The following is a 23,240-nucleotide window of genomic DNA, read 5'->3' on the forward strand; positions in this document are numbered from 1 at the left end:
ACAGCAAGTCGCGGTATATGCACTGACGCTGCCCGGTGCGGAAGGTTAAGRAGGATCCGTCAACCTTTTAGGTGAAGCGGTGAATTCAAGCCCGGTAAACGGCAGGTGGTAACTATAACCATCCTAAGGTAGCGAAATTCCTTGTCGGGTAAGTTCCGACCTGCACGAATGGCGTAACGACTTCCCCACTGTCTCGACCAGGAGCTCGGCGAAATTGCAGTACGAGTAAAGATGCTCGTTAAGCGCAGAAGGACGAAAAGACCCCGGGACCTTTACTATACCTTGGTATTGGCATTCGGTGTGGATTGTGTAGCATAGGCGGGAGACTACGATATCCAGGCGCCAGCCTGGGTGGAGTCGCAAGGTGAAATACCGCTCTGTTCGCATTGGATGTCTCACCACGACCAGTCATCCTGGTCTGGGACAGTGCCTGGCGGGTAGTTTAACTGGGGCGGTTGCCTCCCAAAGAGTAACGGAGGCGCTCAAAGGTTCCCTCAGCCCGGTTGGCAATCGGGTGGCGAGTGTAAGTGCACAAGGGAGCTTGACTGCGAGACTGACGGGTCGAGCAGGGACGAAAGTCGGAACTAGTGATCCGGTGCCGGTGTACGGACGCGGCATCGCTCAACGGATAAAAGGTACCCCGGGGATAACAGGCTGATCATTCCCAAGAGTCCATATCGACGGATGGTTTGGCACCTCGATGTCGGCTCGTCGCATCCTGGGGCTGGAGCAGGTCCCAAGGGTTCGGCTGTTCGCCGATTAAAGCGGCACGCGAGCTGGGTTCAGAACGTCGTGAGACAGTTTGGTCTCTATCCTCTGCGCTCGTTGGAATGTTGAGGAGGCCTGCCCATAGTACGAGAGGACCTGGGTGGACGAACCTCTGGTATGCCGGTTGTCGCGCCAGCGGCACGGCCGGTTGGCCACGTTCGGAAGGGATAACCGCTGAAAGCATCTAAGCGGGAAGCCTGCTCCAAGATAAGCATTCCATAGGCCCTCGGGCCTTGAACCCCCCATGTAGAACACGTGGTCGATAGGCCGGACGTGGAAGCCCCGCGAGGGGTGGAGCCGACCGGTACTAACGGGGAAAGGCGAAACCTTTATGCCGACACCTTCGATTGTCGGCGACCGTGCTGCGCACAGTGACACGCGGACGACAATGACGGCACTATGGTCGGTCACCGCGGTCGGAAAACGAATACCAATGACAGCGTCCACCATCCGGTCCCCAAGCCACCACATGCCGGCAGACGACAGTCTGACCGAGAATCGAAGATTTGCGGCGGTCATGGCCCAGGGGAGACGCCCGGTCCCATTCCGAACCCGGAAGCTAAGGCCTGGCACGGCGATGGTACTGCACCCGACAGGGTGTGGGAGAGTAGCACACCGCCGCAACACACGTCAAAGGAAACCCTCGGTAGAGCAACAGCTCCCGAGGGTTTCCACATATCCCGCATCGTTAAAAAGTAACGGTAGTATATTGTGACACTACAGCAGTGTCTCAATGCTTAGAGACCAAGTCTGTCAAGGACAATTGACGAGGAGGAATCCTGTGAATACTGAGCTTGATCAGGCAATTGAACAGAAACTTGATGAACTCGAACGGATTCTACCCACTGAGAAAGAGCCTCATTTCCCGCGCGAGGAACGGCGTTATGCGTTGGAGCAAGTATCTTCAATGGAAAAGAGTTTGAAAGCTAAAATTGAAGCTGTACGCAAAGCTGATTCTCTGGAACTGTATCAAATCAGTATGTTCTAGTTTGTCTCAGCCTCATGACTGGGATAGGTATTGTTAGAATCTGCTGTTTCTTTTTAAAACATATGCCGTCTTCGCCAAAGTGCGATAGTTCGCTTCTTGACGAAGACGGTATTACCATGCCGGCTTTTATTGTTGCTGGTAGAACGATTCTTGCTGGTTGTTGTTCACCAGTATGTTGATACTCAAGGATGAGTTAGCCGCAAAATCGTAGCTTCCGGCGTTCCATGATTTCACATCATTGCTGAGTCTGCTTGAATCGTATCCTTTCGGATAAGCAGTAAATGACCCGCAAGGTTCCATACCGTATGCGTCGGTAATAGTGATTTGCATGCCATCCTCAATACGAGTACTTCCTTTGGTTCCTTCCACTGCAAAGCTATTTGAGTCGCATTGCAAGGCATACGATCCATCTGCATTCTGTGAGATGGATGCAAACCGGCCCGAGAATTTGGCCTCAGATTTGATGCCGTTGGGATAACCAGGTCCAGTAATGCCCAGATCGTCATCATGAAATTCACCGGTAAACGAGCCATCATTGGATACGGTCAACGTAGTAGCCCATCCGCCCGAACCAGATGAGAACAGGTAGCTTCCGGCGAACTGATTAAAGCTCTCGCTTGCTTTGGCCTCAGAAGCTGAGTCATTGGTGCTGTTGTCGTTGCCTGCATTGGTTGTATCAGTGCCGTCGATCTGAATCCAGTCAATGGGAGTCTCAACCAGATAGTAGACATTGTGCTTGTTCGGAGCTTCCTTGAACTGAACCGGCTTACTGCCACTCGAAGGAACATATGGATCGTATCGCGGTCCGGTCGCATTGTTGTCGACTGGAATCGGTTTGTAATCCGAGTTATCTCGCTTAATCACATATGGTCGGTTCTTGTCTGGCTGATAGCTGGATTTGTTCGTGAAATAGCCATTTGATTCCAGTGCGGAGAGATTCGCATTGACTGGCATATACACGAAGAAATCCGTGGCCTTGAATGTTTCGCCGCTTTGCTGCTGTGAACCATCCCCATTCGCGAGATGACCGTTATCACAATAGACGTAACCAGGAGTAATGGGGGAGAGATCGTTACCACAATAGGCGGAACCGAGCCCCTTGTACAGTTCGAATGCTCCAGTATCACCAGAGATTAGACTGTTGTTGAGCGAGGACGCTTGTGCGATTTCAGCATCCGCCTGGTTAGTTGGCGTGCATACGCCCGGTCCCTGTATAACACCGCATAAGTTCAGACTGTCTGCTTGATTAAATTCGCCGCTCACATAGTAGGTAGTATCGCTTGCTTGCGATGCATCCTCGCTCATCGTGATGCAGTCGCCATCCTCGGTGCAGTATCGTCCGGCAAGACGGTCGGTACGGGCGATGTCCTTGAAACCGGTGTCAAACTGTCCTTTTGTGCCAGTCAATACGTCATAGCGGCCACTTGCATCGACGCCATAATACAGAGTGATATCTGTAGCATCGGTTTTGACACCGATACCGGGATCGGCACCCACAATTTTGCCAAGATATTGCTTGCTGCTGAATCTCGGCTCGAGCGTGACCGAATAGCCTTTGCCGGACAGTTCATTTTCGGCTTGCTGCTTGTCCATTCCCGCAATTTCTACAGGAATACCATTGCCTTCGACGCTGATACCAAGGTGGATGCCCTCATCGGAATCGGTGACTGGTTAACCGTCAGCTGGTGCGGAGACAGACACCTTGCCAGGATGTTCGGAAACCACCTCGTGCTCGGTGATTTTCACGCCCATCGGCTTAAGCTTTGCTTCAGCCTGCTTGGCAGTGGAGCCGACCGTGCCTTGAGGCACACCAGGACCAAGAGACTCCAGAACCGTTATTTGACTACCTCTGGTAATGCGTTCGCCGGCTTTTGCGCCAGTCATACCGATGTAGCCGCCTTTGCGGATGGCATTATACTGTTGCTTCTTCTTGACTACGAACCCCTTGCTGGCAAGCTGGCTTACCGCATCTTCCGCGTTGGATGCGGTGATGTTAGGTACGGTTTGCGGGCCCCACAATTCCATCTTGTAGGTGATGAAGGTAGCTGCACATACGGCAATCGCAATCGTCGCCGCGATGATAGCGATGATCGCGGTCATCGGGAGCTTTCGTTGCATTGTGGATACACCGGTGGCTGCTGCGGGGTGCCATCGGTGGAAGGCATATTCGATTGTTGTTGATCGTGCGGCTGGGCGAGCGGAATGTCTACTAATGGCATTCCGCACTGCTGACAGTTTTTGGCTTCATCTGGGTGGATGTTCCGCATCTCATGCAGGATTTCATAATTGTTTCCTTCCTTGGTCTTCCTCTTCGAATTCTTTATAGAACATATCAACTGTTATGTGAGTTCGGATAATCGGTTTATAGCCTGATTCTGCCCCAATCAAGAAAATACGATTGAAACACCTCGCGAATCTGTGCGGGAGTATTCAGCTCGTCAAAATACACATTACGTCGTGTTGCATCGAGAATCAGATGCAGACGAAGTGCAAAATGGCGCGGACAGAGGAAGAACTTATATTGGCCGTCTGGATCACTCTCACTTGCGATGGCCAACCAGAATTTGGCGGTCTGGTCGCATTCCCCCAGGGGGAAGAAGCAGCTTTCATTACCGCCACCATGATCGTCATCGTCAAAGAAGCCTCCATGAATGATGTCATCGAATGAATCATCGAACTCCTCTTGCGTCATTGTGATGGTCATGGCTGTGGTGGCAGCTATCGGCGTTGCCATCGGAGCGGTTGTCTTCATATCTATCGGTTCCTTTCCTTATTGTTTCGTTGCTGTACTGGGCATGTCGGGACATTCTTCGCGGGTAGTTCACGCGGATTCAGAAATCCTTTTTGGATTTGCTCGAGAAGATCAAGGCAATTGGCTATATCAAGTTCGACATCATCCTCATTGAGAACAATGTTTGGATTGAAATATTCGGGATAGGCGCCCATCTGCCAGCGCAACGATTTGCCGTCGCATACAGAGATTTCAATGCCTGCACCGTCGCTGTAATACATCCAAGAGATCGCAGCGTGGGCGGGAAGCGGCAGCACCAGCTCCGAACGATGCTCGATAAGCGCAACAACGCTTTCTTCACGCCGTTCGTCATCATCGGTAAGCATATGCTCACGCTCCAGATCATGTAAAAGCATCACTGAAAAGAATTGGTAGGATGAATCCCAATCCGTCGTAACTTCGTCGTCTTCCTTTTGATATCGCAAACACAAATCTGCGGTGCAATGCCAGTTCACCGGAACACGGCTGCGCAGGATACTCTGGTCAAATGCCGTATTGTCGGGCTCTTGTTGAAACCACTGAGATGATTTCGCATTCCACATGTGGCGATACAAGGTGAAAGCTTTCGGATAATCGTACTTGTTGAGATAATGGCGGTCGAAGTTGTCGAAGCCGGTAACTTCGAACGCCGGCATGATATTGCCGATAGCATCGAACTCGTGCTGAAGACGCTCCAGCGTTCCGGGTTGACTGGTGTCCCCAACCCAGATGATTCCCTGTGCATGGCAATCCGGTTCGATAACTTGTTCGTGACGATTGTCTGTTGGCTCTTTCTTCATAGTCTCTTTTCTTCTTTATCGGTTGATTGCTGTAGTTGGCATCGGTGCTCATCAATGCCGCTATTGGTATGTACCGGACAACTTTGCCGATAGTCACGGCGGTACAATTTCCACATCGAGGAATTGCATGTGATGCAGCATGTTGAAAGAGAGGAGGGGAACAAGAACCATGCCATATGGTTGTCCGTTATTCAATCGAAACGATGCAGTCGATATCATCGAGCCGAACGATTCGGGTCAGCGCCTTTCAGGCGTTGTACATACCGTGAATTGGCGTGATTGTTGCTACGGGGGAGTAGATAACAACGGTGAACGATTGTGGATCAGAGATGCGTCATATGACGTGTTCATAGAATACGCGTCAAATCCAAGCGCAGCTGGAGCGGACGAATACAATGCCTCCCGAAGAGACCTTGATGCTGTTGATGATTCCGGTTCTCGGCCGGGTGTCCTGTACAAGAATGTGGCTGAACGTTTTATCTGCAAACCGGGCAACACATTGCCGGAGCCTGCTGTGAGAGCGAAGCGATGGCGTAGAAATCTTGGACAATCAGGTACTAGAGATGATCGTGTGTTGTTCTGCGGTGATATCCACTGCAAGATTGACAGGCTTGGCTCATTGATCAGCGAGGCGGCTGACCGTGTGGATGCGGGCACTATCGTGTTGCTTGGCGATTTACTCAATGAATGGAATATTGCGCCGGAGAACGAAGCTGCTGCGTTTAACAAGCTTGTTGATTGGGTGAATGATCAGCGGAGGCATCGTAGGGTGGTCGTATTGCTTGGCAACCATGATCTAACCTACTGGGTGCAATCAAATACACCAGATTACCGTGCGTTCAAGAGCACCTGTCCCGGATATAACGAGTCTGCCTATCCGGATGTGCATGATTTGCTTCATGCTTTGCAACCTCAGATGATATATGGATTCGATGATGCGCAAGGCCATCGGGTGCTTGCCTCTCATGCCGGACTTACCCAATCCTGGTGGAATTGGATGGCGAATGAACTGACCGGAAGCATCGGGAATGTGCCGGCTCTATATGATTCGGACGCCGTAGCGGTTGCGGATACGGTGAATCGTTGTGCGCAAGGTTCCATTGGAGACGGCATCAGACCCTTCGGCATTATGGTCGGCCACGAACGCGGGGGCAGTCGGGGAGAAGCGCCCTCTCCGGTTTGGGCCGGCAAGGAGGAATTGGCTCGAGATCCGCTTCACGGTTTCCGTCAGATTGTCGGCCATACGCCGGTTGAAACGGTGGAATACCGACGTTGTGGTGCTGGCACGGGTGCACTGGCTCAATCCGGCAGACCATCCAAACGCAGCAGAGCGGAACTTTGGTATTGCGATACGCATTCGCTGTATCGTGATGGACGCCCCATAGGAGATGATTCATTGCTGCTGTATGATCGCGCCAGCGGCAACGCTTGGAGCGTCACTGCTGGCACTGTAAAACGTGCAATATAGCCGTTGCTGGTTGCCATCGACTAATGACAACCAGCAACGGCTATGCGGAGATCAGAAACGGCGCTTGCAATGCTTGCCGCCAACGCCGGCAATGCCACCGGGGCCCCATGGACCTTGCCCCGCTGCACGCAGAGTGTTCAGGTGATGCTTCATGGCGACGAGCATGATATGTGCATCCTCCAGACCTAAATGGCGTTCTTTCTTATCGTCGGCCAAGGCCCCTTGACGCTTCGCATAGGCGTCAAGTGTGTTATTGCCATATGGATGCTCCTCATCCGGTGCCGATTCAGGATCCCACTGCTTGCTCATAGGCAGCGTATCGATAATGGTGATTTCGCCATTCCGGTAGCTTTCCGCATAGCCGGCAACATTGAGCATGAAATGATTATGCTCGAAGGTGGCATTATGCGCCACATAAGGTAATTGCTGCAGCCGGTAGAGCAATGTTTGCTGAGCAACAGGATATTCATCGAATATGGTGAGCCCTGATTGCGGGCCGCGCGTGCGGACGTCAATACCGGTAATGCTGAGAATCAGTGGATTGCCATGCTGCGCGTTATGTTCAGGAACTCCCAGCGAAAGACGGGCCTGCCCGTAAGCATCGCCCTCTTCGTAATAGGTCTGCTCATAACGGTATCCGGTCATCACGTTGAGTGGCTTCGGGGAAACCATATTCATGTATTCGAAACCGACGTCAAGAATGTAATCGCGGGCCGGATCAGTGCCGGTGGTTTCAATGTCAATGCCCATGACCATATCCACATCACGGCCGGGAAGATAGGCGTTACGCCAATCCGGTTGGCTCTGTGCATTGCCAGTGCTGCCATATGATGCAGTAGCATTGCCGGTGGTAGCACTGTTGGCATTGTGATGGCTGGAATCATTGGCTTTCGCCGAAGGTCCAGTATATGTGCGCGAAGAGCTGTAACGGCTTTGATATCCGCGTTGCTTGCTGCGCTGAACCGTATTCCGGTACTCCGTGCGAGCCTCCAGCATGGTATCGGTATCGTCTTGAATATCGTCAAGAGAGAACGGGCACGTCTCAGTTGGAGTAAGCACGGTGACCGTGGCGCGGCCGCGTTTCTCCGAGGAAACCGTCCAGAGCTGCTCGGCCGCACCTTTATCAATCAGAAGGCATATTTCGTCGTTCAGTCGTCGGTTGGCATAGGCAAGTGCGCGTGGCAGCCGATACGAGGACAGTTTTCTGTCAAAATCCATCATGAATGTGGCGGAACATTGCACAAGAATGGATTCAACTGCATTGCGCACGGCATAATCCCATTTGAGCAGCGCGTGCAAGTCTGCAGGTGTACCAGGTGCAAGGTCGGATTCTGTGGCGCGGCCGATACCTCGCTTGAGATTCAATGATTGGACCCAGTCCCAGTTGATTGGTCGGCCTTGTGCGTCGACAGGCATGAGCTGTCGCCATATATCAATATCCTGCTGTGCTTCGCTGAACCAGTCATGTTCTAAATAAGTCATATACGCTCCTTGGCGATCGCATCATTGTGATTGTTCCATCATATAAACCAGCGGAATGATAATTGTTGCTTTGCAGCAGATGACCGCTTATTTGCGCTTCTTCTTTGTGGTGATGTCATCATATTCCGCACCTATGTAGGCCCATATGGTCAACAATGCGGGAATGGCATACAAGAGGACAGTGAAGGCATCGAACCAGAAGTAAACCAATCCGCCGGTGATGAACAAGAAAGCTGGAACAGGAACCAATGCCATCAAGATGATTAGCATCTGGGCCATGTCGGGAATATTCGACTCCAGAAACCGGTCAGACAGCCAGCCCGCCACTCCGAACTGGATTAATATGCTTACTGCGCCAACAATGATCGTGAGCACGGCAAGAACGATGAATGCCGGCAGATCAGTGGTCACAAAGTTGAACGTATCAGTGAATACTTGGCCGGCATCACTGCTGAAGAACATGCCTAGAAGTAGCAGGATTGCGAGCAGCGACACCAAGATAAACATTCCGATGCAGCCTAGTAGCGTCATCATTGTAGTAACGTCCTTTCGTATCGATTCAGGGGGGGATTCCTGATTTCTTGTTGCTACTTGTATAAACCGGACAACATGGTGCGATACGCTGTTTTCCTTGTGTTTCGAGGCGTGTTGCGCTTTTATTACTGCTGTTTCATGCTGATGGCAAAGGGGTCATCGAGGGGATGGAGCCCTTCTTCGCCAATGCGGCCCCAGTCGAGAATCTGATAACGCGGCGGAATATCCCCAGTACGCAGATACCAGATGATTTCTTGCCCAGGCTCTATGGAGCACAGGTCGTGTGCGAGCGTGGCGATATTGCGGCCGAAATGCCACAGACAGTAATACCATGTGTGCACTTCCATACAGCCGGGATCCCAACAGTATCCGCGGATGAAGTATTCGGGGTCTGTGGTGCATATGTCCGCCTCGTTGAAGGCATTGAAGTATTGGCATACCTTTTTATCGCGTCCCCAGTCATCGGGATACATGGGAAAGTCGAAATCACCATGGTCGATGTGCTCATCTAGCAGCGCGTCGGGAATTGCGGGAGTAACAATGATTGCTGGCGATGATGTGGCAGACATCTATTCCTCCTTGGTGTTGGAAGTGGATTCCGACGTTAATTCGCGCCCGTCTTGCGGATGCTCGGGATTATCGGCTCGAAGGCTCGTTACGCCTTCTCGAACGATACGGAACCGTTCGGAGTTACGCTGAAGCAACTCGCGTCGCAGCAATGCTGAGTCTTTCGCCAAATACTTCAGTATTTCGCTGTCTCGTGCCTCGGCGCTGCTGAAATGATGCTCATACGATGCCGGTTCCGACTCAGAATGTGGTAACTGGGTTGTAATTTCCATCATCGGCGATGATGCATGGTCCGATAGCGTGGATGCGCTGCATTGCACCCAATACGGTCGCTGAAGCTCGTCAACTGTGCCAATGCGGATGACGATATCGCATCGGATGGAGATGGGGAAAACGAGTTTTGACCGGCGTTCGACCAAGGCATACAGATAGGGCATGGCGATATCCTCGCCATCGGCGATAAGCAGATGCGCTCGCTGCACATCCTCTAGTGCAAGTGCCCAATCCACCTGTTGCGTAATGGGCTCCTCGACAGGATGCGGCTGCGTGCTCATAAGCGCGTTCATACTCAGTAATGCGTATGAATTGCGCCGCCCGAGCTGGACTTGCGCGCGAACGTATCGCAAATCGAACATGCGACGAATGGGATATCCGCGTTCTCGTTCGGTTTCGCCTTGACAAGTCAGCAATGTCGGTAACTGGAATTGGCAATTCCAGCGGTCGTCCGCATTCTTGTGAGGTTGGCGAAAACGCATCACTCTGAATTCGGTGCCATAGCGTGTATTGATGCGATCAAGCTGCTGGATTTCATGGCGTCCCGGTGAGTCATATATGGAAACACGATGAGTGATCACCTTATTGCCGGATGCATCCGGCTTGCCGGAATCGATGCTCATAACAACTCCTTTCAACGAGTGAGCCTCGTCTTCTCCTGCTTTTCCCAACCGGACAACATGCCGGATATGCGTGCAGATGCGGTTCTACCGCGAATATGTCCGGTTGTGTTCTATAAGAGGCATCGATGCTGATCATCGATGGTTCAACGTGATATGACAGCGCAGAAGGAAATGAGATGACAGAGCATAATGATGATTGTCGTGTTGATCGGCAGGCAATGCGGTACAGCACGAAATATACGTATCGAACCCATTGGGAAGAACGGTTTTTAGTATTTACCATTTCATGCGATGAGGTAAAGCTTTATGGGCTCCCATATGGCTCTCGCACTGAGCGTTTATTAGATGAAGCGCAACACATGGTCGCTTACAAGGTCGCGCATGATCTGGAGCGAAACTTGAAGGCTCCTCAGGCCGCACATCCGGAGAATGGGACGATGATCACCTGTGAATCCAGGATGCTCGCTATGAGTCAGGCATTGCAGCATCAGATTCCATTCGAGCCCGTGTACGATGCAACATTCACTGCTGACGAACAGCGTATACTATCCAGCCGATTGCATTGGGATCCATCAGATATTGCGCTTGTGAGTGGTCATGATGAGTTATCGCCAAATTCGGAAAGCATGATTATCGGTCTCCTTGATGATCTGTGCCGGTCTCTTATGGCGGTGTTTATAGGCGTTGCCGCCAAACAGCGCCAGCGCGGAAACGAAGCTGAAGCTGCAGCGATGGATCGAATACGATACGACGTGGAAGATCAGTATCTTCACCTCGACTTGAGCCATCGGAGTGCAAAGATCGATGCCATACATCGTTTTCTTCGCCTGTATGCTTACTATGAGCGGATACTGTGCGCGGGGGAGCTTTCTTCTCTTGCCAATATCAGCGATGATGAGCGTTGGAAGTTGATGACCGTTCAGCCGACGTTGCCTATGTTGCATGATTACTTCGCGACAATGGAGCGCTCCTGCATGCAGTTGAGCCAGGTGTTGCAATCGAGCATGCCGTGGGCGTTGATGATGCTTGATATGCCGCAAGGCTGGTCTGTGCGGTTCGGCGGTGAACTCATTGACGATATGCAGGCGATCATTGATGCAGGGCTTGACGGATTCCGTTTGGAGCAGGTCAAGGAAAAATGGGGAAAATTGTGCGTCTCTTTTGATGATGATCCGTGGGATGCTGTTGACCACCGGGAGCGGGATGAGTCATGGATGAGACTTGCTGATGTGATGCGCGCGTTGCTGAGCTGCTATCAGGGTCTTTCGGGCCGGACTTGTATTCGATGCGGTTCATGGCATGATGTTCGCACCTCTGTGGATGGATGGATTTATCCCATCTGCCGACGCTGCCAATACACGGACAGCGCGCTATCTCAGACGGATTTCAATGAGGTTTGGGATTCCATGGTAAAGATGGCGGATAACATTGTGTCTCTTACATCATGGGCCGATATCTTTATTCCCAAGATGCGTGATCTGAAATTGAAGCATGCTCATATTCATAAGCTCTTGCAATTATGCGACGAAGGGAGACGGAGATTTGCATGAGGAGCAGTAAAGGCGAATTGTCCGGTTACTGAGAGGTATGCGAATTGATTGTTTATTCGCAACGAGATATCGAAAGGAGTGCTTATGGGCAATGACTCTTTGCCATTGGTGTTGATTGATTTTGACGGTGTCATCAATCAGTTTCCGGATGATAAGGTCCGCCGCCGCCAGAATTCCACGGTGTGGATGAAACCGGACGACCCTCGTATTCAGGTCTACGATCCGCGTAACTGGTTCATACCGGACCATAGCGGTACGGTATGGGCCGGCCATTATCACGGCAACATTCGGATTCATTGGGCGTCTCAGCTCGTTGATCGTATCAAGGCCCTTGACTCTGAAATCATCTGGCTAAGCACCTGGCAGCCATATATACCGGCGCTCGATGTAGCTCTTGATGTGGATTGGGAGACTCTGCATTGGTATGATCCAATCACCCGCGAAGGGCGATACACCGGCAAGAGGCGGTCAGTGATTAACCATCTGAAAACCGGCCGTCCTATTGTCTGGATTGATGATGAGGAAACCACCTATGATGCAGGATTGGCCATTCAATCCAGCGAGCCTACGGCTCCGGTGCTTGGCATTGGACCGGATTCGCGCATTGGTATCAGTCGTCCACAAATGGAGATGATTGAGCGATTCGTTGCCAATCCTCCGAGCGAGCCATCAGTGCAGTTTGAGGTTTCAGGCGAACGGCATAGCGAACATTGGGGCTTTTGAAATATCAGTAAGCGCAACACTATTGCCTGACATTGGCGAACCGGCCAATGCTAGGCAATAGTGTTTTCTATTGAAGTGCAACAAACAGAATGAGGAGGGGTTCACTTCCATATGGAAGTGAACCCCTCCTCATTCATGCTGGATAGTTATCCGCGATTAGTCACGTTCTGATGTGCGATCATGCCCAGCCATCTTCACCTTGGCGAAGATGCAACCCGCACCGGCAAGCGAGGCGATGGCCATCATGGTCAGCGGCAGAGCAGCGCTTGCGCCAGTAGTGGCCAGACCATCGCCTGTTGCTTCGTGAGTGCCGCTTGACAGCGTCTGGTTGGCAACATCTTTGGCATTCTGCTTGGCTGCGGCTTCCTTGTTGGCGGCATCGGTTGCGGCCTGTTCCTTGTCCTTCTGAGCCTGCTCAAGCTTAGTGGCCAGAGCCTTTGCGCTCGCAAGAGCCTTGTCGGCAGAATCCTTATCAGACTTTGCGGTATCAAAGGTCTTCTGCGCGGCGGCAAGAGCTTCTTCGGCAGCATCATTGGCGGTAATGGCATCCGCTAACTTGCTGGCTGCATCTTCTGCCTTGGCCTTGGCTGCTTCCAGAGCGGCATTGGCCTTGTCGAGCGTGGCCTTGGCGGTTGCGGGATCAAGAGCCTGTTGCGCTGCCGTGGCATCAGCCAACGTGCCATTCGCCGCATCAAGATTCTGCTGTGCCTCTTTCACCTTGGACTTGGCTGCTTCTAGAGCATTGTTGGCCTTGGTCGCGGCCTCGCTAGCCTCAGTGACAGCATTCTTGGCATCCGAAAGCGCGTTCTCCTTGGAGGCAAGCACTTCCTGGGCCTTCTTCAAGGCCTCCACCTTGCTGTTCTGCGATGCGGTTGCTTCATCGTAGGCCTTTTGAGCTGCGGCAAGCTTGTCGTTCGCCTCTTTGAGCGCCTTATCAGCGGCCTCACGCGCGGCGGTGGCGGCTGAGGCCTTGGCATTCGCCTTGGTCAGAGCATCTGCAGCGGTCTTGGCGTTCTCCTGGGCCTGAGTGGCCTTGTCGAGCGCGGTCTGATAGATGGATCCCGCATTCTTGAGCCCATCCATATAGGCGTTCAGCTTCGTCATATATTCGTCCACGGTCATATCGCCAGCATCGTAACCGAAGTTTTGAGCGTCGACTTTATAGCGGCTATCGTCGCCATACGAGGTGCCGGTTCCGGTAGACGTGATATCTGGGTTGATGATGTTCTGGTAATGGCCTGTATCGGAATAATTATGGTTGCCGGAATCCCAGATTTCCTTCTCTTGGTAATACCAGCCCATAAGCGGATCATCGTAGCTCCATGCGAGATTCTGGGAACCACCATAAAAGAACACATGGCCGAACCCACCACCGTCAAACGTGTTGTAATCTGCGGCGGCCTGAGCAGCCGCAGCGAGATATGCGCTGTAGTTGAGTTCACTCAGCCCAAGACTCTTGCGAATCTCATTAGTCTCCTTCATAACTTTTGCAGTTCGGGCCATGTTGTCCAGCGAGGTTGCGGAATCCTTGTCTCCCAGCTTGTACCAGACCTTGCCATCCCAATCCTTGATGGCATTGGCCGCCTTATCGAGACCATTAGCCTCAAAGAAGCCAAGGGCACCCTTATTCCACTGGGCATCGGCGTTATCGGCAGCAGTTTTCTTCTCGTCGGCGTCCTTCTTGGCGTCAGCCGCGGTTTTCGCAGCCTCATCGGACGCGTTCTTCTTGGCTTCGGCGTCAGCCGTGGCCTGGGATTCGCTGTCTGCAGCGGCCTTCTGCTCAGCGGTGGCCTCTTCCTGAGCCTTCTTGGCGGCTTCGAACGCCTGCTTCACGGAATCCGGCATATCAATGGCCTGCTGTTTGGCATCGACATCCTTCTTCGCATCATCACGCTCCTGCTGAGCCTGCTGCTGCTTGGCTTCGGCGTCCTTCTGATTCTGTGCGGCATCGTTGGCGTCTTGCTGCGCGTTCTTGACCGCATCATTGGCTTCCTGAAGCTTGCCTGTAGCGTCGGCGACAGCCTGCTGAGCCTGATTGACAGCCTGCTGCGCAGCCTGCTGGGCTGCAGGGTCGGAAGACTTGTCATAGTTCTCCTGAGCCTGCTGTTGTGCGGTGCTGACATCGGAAAGCTGCTGCTGGGCTTCGGTATTGTTCTGCTGCGCCTGATTGAGCTGCTGAGCGGTATTCTGCTGCGCGGACTGAGCGTTGTTCAATGCTGTCTGCGCCTGGTTCAGTGCGCTTGCGGCCTCATCCGCCTTCTGTTGTGCCTGCGGAACGCCGGCAATTTGCTGGGCTTCGGATACCGCCTGTTGTGCCTCGGAAACAGCCTGTGTCGCCGAAGCAAGCTGATCTTGCGGTGTGGATGCTGTTTCATCGGCTACTGCCACCTGCGGGGCGACGATAGTGCCGGCTGTGATAAGCGTCGCAACAGCGGCCTTGCTCATAGATTTCATTGGATTCTCCTAATCTCCTGAGGCTGGTTTTGTGGAGTTCATGGCGTGCTGTCTCGCGCAGCGTCTGAACTTTTCTGCATCAGTTGCTGGTGGAATTTCACCGCCATAAGCTGACATCCAACCTAACCGGACAATGCATGTGGGTTCTTTGAAAACGTTGATTTTTGAGGCGTGTCGTTGCTTGTGATTCTCGTGATGCGCGAGTTGTCCGGTTAATAGAGGCAGGTGCCCAATACGGCGGGTCGTACGCATAGACGTGGAAGGGAACGGAGGAAACAGTCTGATGATTGAGTGGTGCTGCATGAGATGGCCATTGTGCCGAGGTAAGGTACACCATAGGGCATCTTCCAATGAAGGGGGAACACGATGACAAGCGCATTGAAATCACTGTTGGAGCGAATGCTGTCTGGCAATACTGCTCCTAGCTGCAGGCATATCGTCGTACTCACACCGGCTCGTCTGCGCTCCTATGCCGAGCGTGAAACGTTGCGCTTTATGCGTGGCCGCGAGCCGCAGCAGCACGAGGTTGAGGTAAGCGTCCATTCCTTCATTAGTTTTGTGCGCTCGGTGATTGGCAACCATGATGATGCCGCATCCATGCGCCCGACGCTTTCACCGTTCCTCATGCGAGCCTTGCTTGCTCAGGAGATGGGCAACAGGCCAGACCTGTTTCGTGAGGCTGGCCGTACGTTTGGTTCAGTGAATCAGTTCGCGGCCCAGATTGAGGAGCTGCGTAAATCCGGCGTTGACTCGGACGATCTTCTTGCTGCGGCGCACCAGCATGCAAGGAGTCGTACAAGCTCCGATGCCGACCGGTTCCAAGCTTTGCACTCGTTGATGGAACTTGTTGAGCATGAGTATGCAGATGATTACGCACTGCCAGGTGAAATCGCTCCCGTAATGAAATCATGGTTGGCCGCGCATGGTTCCGCATATCGATTTGGATTGTATGGCTTCGAGAATATCGCGCCTTCGGAAGCGCTGGCCCTGCAATGGATTGAACGGTATTCTCGGCTCGACTGTGATGCGGATGTCAGTGAGGTGCCGTACGGCGATTTACTGCGGGTGCTGGAAGGCTCCTCGACCGATAGCCCTCGCACACTTGCATCTGTGCGGCCGGTGAATGGTGTGCCAGTCGTGATTCAGGCAATCGATAATCCGGCTGAGGAGATTCGATTTGTGGCCGCGGATATTGTGCGACGGGTCAAGGAGGCACATGGGAAGCTTTCCTATGGCGACGTATTGGTTGCAGCCCGAGATATGAGCCCGTATCGTGCACTGCTGGATACGGAATTCTCTTATAGGTCAGTGCCGGTGAACACCACTCCTGCAGCCATGATGAGCGATGATCCGTTGGCGGATGTGGTTCTCGGATTGCTGGACCCGGCCTTCTACCGCCGTGAACCGGCTGCGATGATGCGCGTATTCCGCAGTGGGTTGATGCGCGCAGTGACCATTGACTATAAGGATTATGAGACCGGAGCAGTGAAACGCCGGCCGATTTCTCGTTCCACATTGGACAAGTTGGAGAATCTGCTCATTACTCAAAATCCCCGCACGATTTGGCAGGATGCTAAGGAAGATTCAGCGAATCTAGCCCCCGAATGGCAGGCTGCTCGCGTCATCAAAGCCTGCATAGATCAGGCTGAACATCAGTATGGGCTCAGAGCATGTGCTCATTATCAAGGCAATGATGGCGGCAGCACGGCGACTGTGCGTGACCAGATTCGTTCGCTGGTGCAGTTCCTCATCGATATGAAGGTGAACAAAGCCGTGTGGAACACCGGAGCGGAGTCTGGCAAGAGCAACGAACGCCGCATTAATCGCACGCGCCAGGTGTGGGATACCGTCATGGGCGCGTTGAACGAAATGGTGCAACAATTCGGTGACGAACCATTTTCCGTGTTCGCGCCCACGTTCAAGAACAATCTTGAATCCTTACTGTGTTCCGAGCCTCTGGGCGCTCGCCCGAAAGCATTGAATGCTGTGGATGTGGTGACGTTCCCGACTCCGATGAGGCAATACCGACTGGTGTATGTGCTCGGTGCCAGCGAATCACAGCTGCCGGCCATTCCGCATGAAGGCGGGCTGCTGGATGAGAGTGAACGGTACTTGCTGGCCGATGTGTTGACTGGGCGCGGCAAGAAGGTTGCGGCATGGTCGATACTGCGCTCCACTTTGGATGCCAAGTCTCAGAGAGAACCGCTGGCGTTCAATATGCTTACCACGCATGCGAGCGATGCGCTTATTGTGACGTGGCCGAAAACCTTGGATGGTGCGGCCCAGCAGCCATCCTCATATGTGAATGCCATTGCTCCGCATGCGTCTGATGCGCAGGATGAAGCGAACGCGGCAGTCGGGCAATGGAGGCACGATATCGAAGATCGTTTGATCGATCTGCCTGATCAGGCGAACCCTCTCGACCGAGAGCTGGCAACACTGCTGTTCACCAAGAGTCAGGGGAGTGATTCCGACAATGCCGCGACTGAATCCAGAGTGTTTGATGCTTCGGTGTCGTCTATCGAGCAGTATTACTGCAATCCGTATGACTACTTCCTTGAGCGTGGTCTGAAGATTAAGCCGCTTCGCCCATACCAATTGGATCCCATCCTGGAGGGTGTGTTCTACCATGCGGTGTTGGAACATGCCGTTGGCAGATGGGCTGCCGAACATCCGGGAGAAGCACCTGAGCTGCATCAGATGCAGGCCTATATACGCGATTATGCGCGTCTCGATCGCCATGATGCCGCTCAGGATGATCGGTGGAGTGTGCTGGAAGAAGACCCGCGCATGTCTGTTTTGGATTCCAGCGAGCGCATGCGCATGGTGCACCAGCAACTCACCTACACACTGCTCAATATGGCTGCATATATGGATGGCATTCGCGCCGCCTGGTGCACGGAAGGCAAGCTGCGGCAGGAGCCACCCAAGGATACGGAAAATAAGAAAAAGAGCAAAAAGACTAAGCCGGTTCCTATATCGGCGCATCGTATTGTCCCGTTGCATACCGAACGGAAGTTCGGAACCATTAGCGGCAAGCCTGGCAAGTGGGAAGCGCTGACCGATGGCTATCTCAATGGGATAGTCAATGGGCAAGCAATATCCATCCCACTGCATGTCAACGGTAAAGTCGACCGCATTGATAAGGTTATTGCCTCCAATGGCGAGACGGATACCGAGGGATTGCTGGTGCTGGATTACAAATCTTCCGCTCACCAGTTGTTCGGTGCAAAGTCAACGGGGGACAAGCCGGATGATAAAGGTTCTGCCATCCATTATGGACGCGAACTCCAGCTGTTCACCTATGCTCGAGCGGCGCAGCGCAATGCCGATGTGCCGATTATCGGCCTGTGCTTCGTGCCGATTCGTCGTAAAGGCGCTGATACTGATGCAATAGCATTCAATGATTGGGGCTCGAAGAAAACACAAGGCACTTTGAGCGACGGTGTGATGACATTGTTCCAAGATGATGCTTGGGCCTCGAGCTGGACGATGCAATTGGGTGGCGGCTCAACCATTGTGAAGCCGTGGAAAACCGCTAAACCTGAAATCTGGGCTCAGATAGAGAGCGACGAGTTCAACGCTATTTGTGATTTCGTGCAATTTAAGATTCAAGAGGCTTGCGAGAACATCATGGCTGGGAGTCTGCCGGTGCACCCGTTTAAGACCTTGGGGCCAAAAGTGAAGGACGGCGTGTCCAATAATCCGTATGCGGACGTGATTGCCCTGGATATGTTGGACGGCCAAGCTTTCCATTACGAGGATCAAATTTCGAAAGACTCGCTCATCAATACGGCTATGACACTGGCTCAGAGGAAGAAGTAGGGGATAGCTACCATGAACAAGAATACGTATGTGATTAATGCTTCCGCTGGCACCGGTAAAACCACCCAGCTGCTGCAAGACGTGCTCCTTGACTTGTTGGAGCGTAATCGCAATGCCGCAAGCCCGCAGTCCATTCGCACGTCCTTGGTGATTACGTTCACGGAGGCTGCGGCGGCGGAAATGCGTAGACGATTGGAGTCCAACCTTCGCTTCGCCATCGACTTCGCCACGGCCAACGCGCATTGCAACCCGCAGCATCTTATCAAAAACGATGATGAGTATGCTATCGGCGGCAATGATGGGGCCTTGGCACAGGCAATACTGACCGATTGCCCATTGGCCTGCAGGGTGTTCACGCAGGCGCTCAATGACCTGCCGGCCGCACATATCAGCACCATCGATGCGCTCGCCAAATACATCGTGGATCGTAATTTCGAACTGTTGCCTCAGGTGACGCCGGGGCAACAGATTCTCTCCGATGAAGCGATGCGCCATGATCTGCAACGGCAGGTTATGGACGACCTGTTCGAGCAATGGTACGGGGAAAACGATAGCCACCACGATGATTTCATGGACCTTTTGGAAGGTTTCGGCGGTGCACAGAACGACAACTCATTGCGCGCGCTGATGTTCCGTCTCTATGACACAGCGTTGACCAAGCCGGATGGTCTCGCATGGTTGCGCAACTTAAGTGAGCCCTATGATGTGAAGTTTGCCGCTGATAAGCCGGTGTATGGGGTGAGCGATGGGCTCGACCGGCGTATCGATACGGCTATTGCCGAGTTCAACAGTGCGTATCCGGAGTTGCTGAAGCGAATCGAATTCATCGCGGAAACGTATGCCCCGCAATACCCGGACACCAATTTTCCGGAGGACAGCCATTATTTGCGATCGCTTTCCCAGCTGAGCGATCTGCCGGAACTGCTGCGCAACGGTACATGGAATGAACTGTATGCGCTGTTCCGTGACGAACAGGAGCATCCTGGTAATGGCCTGTACCATGCCATTACTACGAATTGCACTGAGCATACAAGTGTATTGAAAGATATTTTCAACAACAAAGTCAACACCACGCGTGAGGGCGTGAAGGAACTCGCGGGTGCGGTAGGAAAAGTCCAACAGCCGTTGAAAAAGATACTGTCGATATTTGCCTTCCCCCTGGAAGACACTAACCTGCTGTATGCGCAGATGAAGCATCGTCTGGATACGCTGGTTGACTTCATTCATCTTCTGAATGATGCCTATCGCAAGAAGAAAGAGCACATGCGATTGGTCGATTTCAGCGACGTTGCGGAATGGGCGCTCTCCATATTGCAGGAGCCGGAAGCGGCGCAACGCATTCATGATCAGTGGCGTTACATCTATGTGGACGAAAGCCAGGACGATAACGCGTTGCAGAACGCGTTCGTCCAATACATCAGCAGTGAAGCGGACAAGCTCACGATGGTGGGAGACGTCAAGCAAAGCATCTACGGATTCCGCGATGCCTCTCCTGAAGCATTCAAGGAGATCTGCGATGAGGTGCCGCCGGAGCACACCAGCCAATTGTGGGTGAACTACCGTTCGACGCCGGAAATCATCACGTTCGTGAACGCTGTGTTCGATGGTCTGATGACCAAAGACATGGGCAAGGTGGACTACCGTGCTGAGAGGCTGCGCATGCGAGCCGATGCCCAAGCTGATGCGTCGGTGCGGGATACGTCGTTCCGAAGCGATGCCGTGGAATTGCTGTTGTGCCTGCAAGGTGAGCGTACTGAGAGTGGTGAGGAGCCCGGCGGTGATAAGCCAGAACCCCAGCCGGTGCCTCAAGGCAATATGCGCAGCGAGCAGAACCAGCTGCAAGTGGACATGATTGTGCGCCGAGTACAGTCACTGATTGCCCAGGAAGGCTATTCGTATGGCGATATCGCGATTCTTTCGCGTGGCGCCACCTATTTCGGTGATCTGGCGGACCGGTTGCAGGCTGCCAACATTCCGGTGGAAGTGAAGGGCGTAGGCGATTTCTATAAGAAATCGGAAATCACCTTGGCGCTCAACTGGCTGCGAGTCATTGCCAATGCGCATCAGGATATTCCATTGGTGGCGGTGCTGCGCTCGATTGGCTTCACTGATGATGATTTGGCACGCTTGCGCATGCAGACGAAGGGCGGATTATATGGTCAGATTTGGGTGGCCAGCGACCCCGCGAATCGATTGCCGGTGAAATCCGGTGAACAGACGGCCGATACAGACCATGCGGATAACGCGAATGATGCCAGCCCTGACGATACCGTGACCGACTTGGCACATCAGTGGCGCACTCCGGAACTGACCAGCAAATGCCGGGCGTTCCTGAAGCTGCTCAATGATCTGCGGAACTTCGCATCCAGCCACCCGTTGGATGAAGTGCTATGGCATCTGTATGCGGTAACCGATGTATTTGATTATGTGGGTTTGCTGCCGGACGGTGTGCAGCGCAAAGCCAATTTGGAGTCGCTGTGCGCCAAAGCCAGAACCTTTGAATCCACGCAAGGGCGTAATCTTCGAGCCTTCCTCGACGCTGTGGAATCCTGGGCGAAGGATACCAAGGCGGGGGAGGAGGCTTCAACGGTACCTACCAAGAACGCCGTGCATGTTATGACCATTCACAAGGCCAAGGGCTTGCAATGGCCGGTGGTTATTGTGATGAACGCTTCAGGGGACCTGTTGAACAACGTGAAGAAGACATCTGTCCCAGTGGTGGAAAAACCGGGTACGCACTATGGCATCGCGGGCATGAATGTGGTGTCCACAAGGCACGAATACAAGTTGGGTACGTTCCAGCGCGATGATGTGATGGAGGAGCTGAAGCGCAAAAGCGTGGAGGAGGAGCTGCGCCTGCTCTACGTGGCATTGACCAGGCCGCAGAAGAAGCTCATCATTGCGGCGAATGGCAAGAAAACCGAAGATCACCCGAATGCGGTAGCTAATGCCGTTAGCGGCGTTGCAGTGCGAGAAGTAGATACTGTTTGCGGAGTACGCAAAGCGCTATCGGCGGAGTCGCTGACGAGAACCTCCAATTATCTGTCCTGGATTCTTGGAGGATTGCTCGCCTGGCAGCAGTCGACGGATCCGGGTGCGGGCGCTCACGCTCCCGATGATTGGGATGGTATTCACTCCGATGGGGAGTTCCGCGTCATTCCGGTTCCCCAAAACCCCGATGATGCCGATCCACAAACCGCCCGACAGGGCATGCGCATCACGGTTTCCGTTCACGCGGATGCTCCCGAACCGCAGACCGAGATGACCTCGGATACGCCAGGGTATGCATACACCAAGAAGCGCATGAATATTGCGGCTCAACGCCCGGAAGTGGACGGTGACAGTTTGCCGCGTGTGCCTGCGGCCGTCAATGCTTCCGGCGCTCGCTACTGGATGGCCAATGCTGCCCAGCAGGATACGGATAGTGACGATGATGATGCTGATGATTCGGCAGAAAATGTGATTGTGGACACCAAGGATGACTGGCGGCGCATGGACTTTGTCCTGCCTGATTTCATGGTGGCTGAATCCACCAAGCATGAGGCATCTCCTGCTGAAGTGGGTACTGGTGCGCATAACGTGCTGGAGATTTTCGATTGGAAGCAAGCGGAGAACATTGAAGCTTGCCGAGCCGGTCTTGAGCTGGCCATCGATCAGCTGCTGTATAAGCATGTGATTGCATCTGCAGTGGCCGAAACGTTGCGCGGCGAGATGATGATGGACAATCTACTGTGGTTTGTCTCCGGTGGTCGCTCTGAGCATGGAAACGATGCCGATGAATCACCGGCGTTGCAGAAGCTTGCGGCTCAAATTCGCTCCAACCCCAATAATCTGCATAGGGAGGAACCCTTCACCATGCTGATTGGAGCCCATGAATTGGCGATACTCAATGGCGGTAACGCGGATGTTGACAGTTCTGCGGATTCGGCTGCAGCCTCTTCGCTTGCTTCCATGAAGCATGAGGAGATTGTGGTCCGTGGCGTTATCGATGGTTTTGTGGTGGATGATGCCGCGAAATCCATCATATTGTTCGACTACAAAACCGACCGGGTGCAGCGCGGGGAGGCTCTAGACGATTGGCAACAGCGTCTTGCCGGCGATTACCGAGCCCAGCAGGATCTTTACGCGCGCGCCTTGGAACAGCGCTACCCGGGATATCACGTTACCGAACGTTGTCTCATCGGATTGGCTGGGCATCGACTGATTGATGTGAGCTGAGCGATGTGCACACGGCAATCGACTCAGGCCGATTGCCCGTGTGCCTATAGGAAGGCCCTGAACCGAGCGATATGTTCGGTCCAGGGCCTTTCTGTGCGTGATATTTTTTCTTGAAATTTGAGGCGTGTCGCGGTGTTGCTGCATGTTGTCCGGTTTATTGAGGTGAACGGTTCGCAGGGATTGCGAATCACAGTGAT

General features: G+C 53.1%; 15 protein-coding genes and 2 rRNA genes. 8 read left to right on the forward strand and 9 right to left on the reverse strand.

What is annotated here, in order from left to right:
• From BISA_RS13220 to BISA_RS02220, 3 genes are all read left to right on the forward strand, one after another.
• Nucleotides 1-1,098, forward strand: a 23S ribosomal RNA gene (locus tag BISA_RS13220); the annotation flags it as partial.
• A 177-nt stretch (nucleotides 1,099-1,275) separates the two neighbouring features.
• Nucleotides 1,276-1,392, forward strand: a 5S ribosomal RNA gene (rrf, locus tag BISA_RS02215).
• Between the two features lie 157 nt (nucleotides 1,393-1,549).
• Nucleotides 1,550-1,756: a hypothetical protein gene (locus tag BISA_RS02220; protein ID WP_033889983.1), complete on the forward strand. Its 207-nt coding sequence runs from the start codon at nucleotides 1,550-1,552 to the stop codon at nucleotides 1,754-1,756.
• Nucleotides 1,757-1,882: 126 nt separating this feature from the next.
• Here BISA_RS02220 and BISA_RS12165 read toward each other — a convergent pair whose 3' ends face one another.
• The 4 genes from BISA_RS12165 to BISA_RS02235 form a co-directional block, all read right to left on the reverse strand.
• A complete protein-coding gene (locus BISA_RS12165; RefSeq protein ID WP_051917294.1) occupies nucleotides 1,883-3,349 on the reverse strand; it encodes a hypothetical protein in 1,467 nt (488 codons plus the stop codon).
• Between the two features lie 78 nt (nucleotides 3,350-3,427).
• On the reverse strand, nucleotides 3,428-3,856 hold the full coding sequence (locus tag BISA_RS12170; RefSeq protein ID WP_051917295.1) for a PASTA domain-containing protein: 429 nt from the start codon (nucleotides 3,854-3,856) through the stop codon (nucleotides 3,428-3,430).
• A gap of 262 nt (nucleotides 3,857-4,118) precedes the next feature.
• Nucleotides 4,119-4,508, reverse strand: coding sequence for a hypothetical protein (locus BISA_RS02230; RefSeq protein ID WP_051917296.1), 390 nt, complete (start codon nucleotides 4,506-4,508; stop codon nucleotides 4,119-4,121).
• Nucleotides 4,509-4,510: 2 nt separating this feature from the next.
• A complete protein-coding gene (locus BISA_RS02235; RefSeq protein WP_033889985.1) occupies nucleotides 4,511-5,326 on the reverse strand; it encodes a hypothetical protein in 816 nt (271 codons plus the stop codon).
• Nucleotides 5,327-5,789: 463 nt separating this feature from the next.
• Between BISA_RS02235 and BISA_RS02240 the strand changes: the two genes are divergently transcribed.
• A complete protein-coding gene (locus BISA_RS02240) occupies nucleotides 5,790-6,794 on the forward strand; it encodes a metallophosphoesterase (protein WP_162178583.1) in 1,005 nt (334 codons plus the stop codon).
• A 51-nt stretch (nucleotides 6,795-6,845) separates the two neighbouring features.
• Here the strand turns inward: BISA_RS02240 and BISA_RS02245 are convergent, their stop codons facing one another.
• From BISA_RS02245 to BISA_RS02260, 4 genes are all read right to left on the reverse strand, one after another.
• A complete protein-coding gene (locus tag BISA_RS02245) occupies nucleotides 6,846-8,276 on the reverse strand; it encodes a DNA polymerase III subunit epsilon (RefSeq protein ID WP_033889987.1) in 1,431 nt (476 codons plus the stop codon).
• An 87-nt stretch (nucleotides 8,277-8,363) separates the two neighbouring features.
• Nucleotides 8,364-8,810, reverse strand: coding sequence for a hypothetical protein (locus tag BISA_RS02250; protein WP_033889988.1), 447 nt, complete (start codon nucleotides 8,808-8,810; stop codon nucleotides 8,364-8,366).
• 125 nt (nucleotides 8,811-8,935) lie between these two features.
• On the reverse strand, nucleotides 8,936-9,379 hold the full coding sequence (locus BISA_RS02255) for a hypothetical protein (RefSeq protein WP_033889990.1): 444 nt from the start codon (nucleotides 9,377-9,379) through the stop codon (nucleotides 8,936-8,938).
• A complete protein-coding gene (locus BISA_RS02260; RefSeq protein ID WP_033889991.1) occupies nucleotides 9,380-10,273 on the reverse strand; it encodes a hypothetical protein in 894 nt (297 codons plus the stop codon).
• A 176-nt stretch (nucleotides 10,274-10,449) separates the two neighbouring features.
• Between BISA_RS02260 and BISA_RS02265 the strand changes: the two genes are divergently transcribed.
• Both BISA_RS02265 and BISA_RS02270 read left to right on the forward strand, forming a co-directional pair.
• On the forward strand, nucleotides 10,450-11,823 hold the full coding sequence (locus tag BISA_RS02265) for a hypothetical protein (protein ID WP_033889992.1): 1,374 nt from the start codon (nucleotides 10,450-10,452) through the stop codon (nucleotides 11,821-11,823).
• An 84-nt stretch (nucleotides 11,824-11,907) separates the two neighbouring features.
• On the forward strand, nucleotides 11,908-12,546 hold the full coding sequence (locus tag BISA_RS02270; protein WP_051917297.1) for a hypothetical protein: 639 nt from the start codon (nucleotides 11,908-11,910) through the stop codon (nucleotides 12,544-12,546).
• Between the two features lie 156 nt (nucleotides 12,547-12,702).
• On the opposite strand, the gene BISA_RS12175 is transcribed toward BISA_RS02270, so the two are convergent.
• Complete coding sequence (locus BISA_RS12175; RefSeq protein WP_051917298.1) at nucleotides 12,703-15,000, reverse strand: CAP domain-containing protein; 2,298 nt, start codon at nucleotides 14,998-15,000, stop codon at nucleotides 12,703-12,705.
• Between the two features lie 366 nt (nucleotides 15,001-15,366).
• On the opposite strand from BISA_RS12175, the gene BISA_RS02285 reads away from it, so the two are divergent.
• Both BISA_RS02285 and BISA_RS02290 read left to right on the forward strand, forming a co-directional pair.
• Complete coding sequence (locus tag BISA_RS02285; RefSeq protein WP_033889994.1) at nucleotides 15,367-18,825, forward strand: PD-(D/E)XK nuclease family protein; 3,459 nt, start codon at nucleotides 15,367-15,369, stop codon at nucleotides 18,823-18,825.
• A 12-nt stretch (nucleotides 18,826-18,837) separates the two neighbouring features.
• Nucleotides 18,838-23,043, forward strand: coding sequence for a UvrD-helicase domain-containing protein (locus tag BISA_RS02290; protein ID WP_051917299.1), 4,206 nt, complete (start codon nucleotides 18,838-18,840; stop codon nucleotides 23,041-23,043).
• The last annotated feature ends 197 nt before the right edge of the window (nucleotides 23,044-23,240 follow it).

Source organism: Bifidobacterium saguini DSM 23967, assembly GCF_000741715.1.
Taxonomy (GTDB): domain Bacteria; phylum Actinomycetota; class Actinomycetes; order Actinomycetales; family Bifidobacteriaceae; genus Bifidobacterium; species Bifidobacterium saguini.

Coding starts and splice junctions, on each gene's coding strand:
- BISA_RS12175 (WP_051917298.1), bottom strand. CDS start 15,000: ATGAAATCTATGAGCAAGGCCGCTGTTGCGACGCTTATCACAGCCGGC.
- BISA_RS12165 (WP_051917294.1), bottom strand. CDS start 3,349: ATGGACAAGCAGCAAGCCGAAAATGAACTGTCCGGCAAAGGCTATTCG.
- BISA_RS02245 (WP_033889987.1), bottom strand. CDS start 8,276: ATGACTTATTTAGAACATGACTGGTTCAGCGAAGCACAGCAGGATATT.
- BISA_RS02265 (WP_033889992.1), top strand. CDS start 10,450: ATGACAGAGCATAATGATGATTGTCGTGTTGATCGGCAGGCAATGCGG.
- BISA_RS02290 (WP_051917299.1), top strand. CDS start 18,838: ATGAACAAGAATACGTATGTGATTAATGCTTCCGCTGGCACCGGTAAA.
- BISA_RS02250 (WP_033889988.1), bottom strand. CDS start 8,810: ATGATGACGCTACTAGGCTGCATCGGAATGTTTATCTTGGTGTCGCTG.
- BISA_RS02260 (WP_033889991.1), bottom strand. CDS start 10,273: ATGAGCATCGATTCCGGCAAGCCGGATGCATCCGGCAATAAGGTGATC.
- BISA_RS02285 (WP_033889994.1), top strand. CDS start 15,367: ATGACAAGCGCATTGAAATCACTGTTGGAGCGAATGCTGTCTGGCAAT.
- BISA_RS02270 (WP_051917297.1), top strand. CDS start 11,908: ATGGGCAATGACTCTTTGCCATTGGTGTTGATTGATTTTGACGGTGTC.
- BISA_RS02255 (WP_033889990.1), bottom strand. CDS start 9,379: ATGTCTGCCACATCATCGCCAGCAATCATTGTTACTCCCGCAATTCCC.
- BISA_RS02230 (WP_051917296.1), bottom strand. CDS start 4,508: ATGAAGACAACCGCTCCGATGGCAACGCCGATAGCTGCCACCACAGCC.
- BISA_RS12170 (WP_051917295.1), bottom strand. CDS start 3,856: ATGACCGCGATCATCGCTATCATCGCGGCGACGATTGCGATTGCCGTA.
- BISA_RS02235 (WP_033889985.1), bottom strand. CDS start 5,326: ATGAAGAAAGAGCCAACAGACAATCGTCACGAACAAGTTATCGAACCG.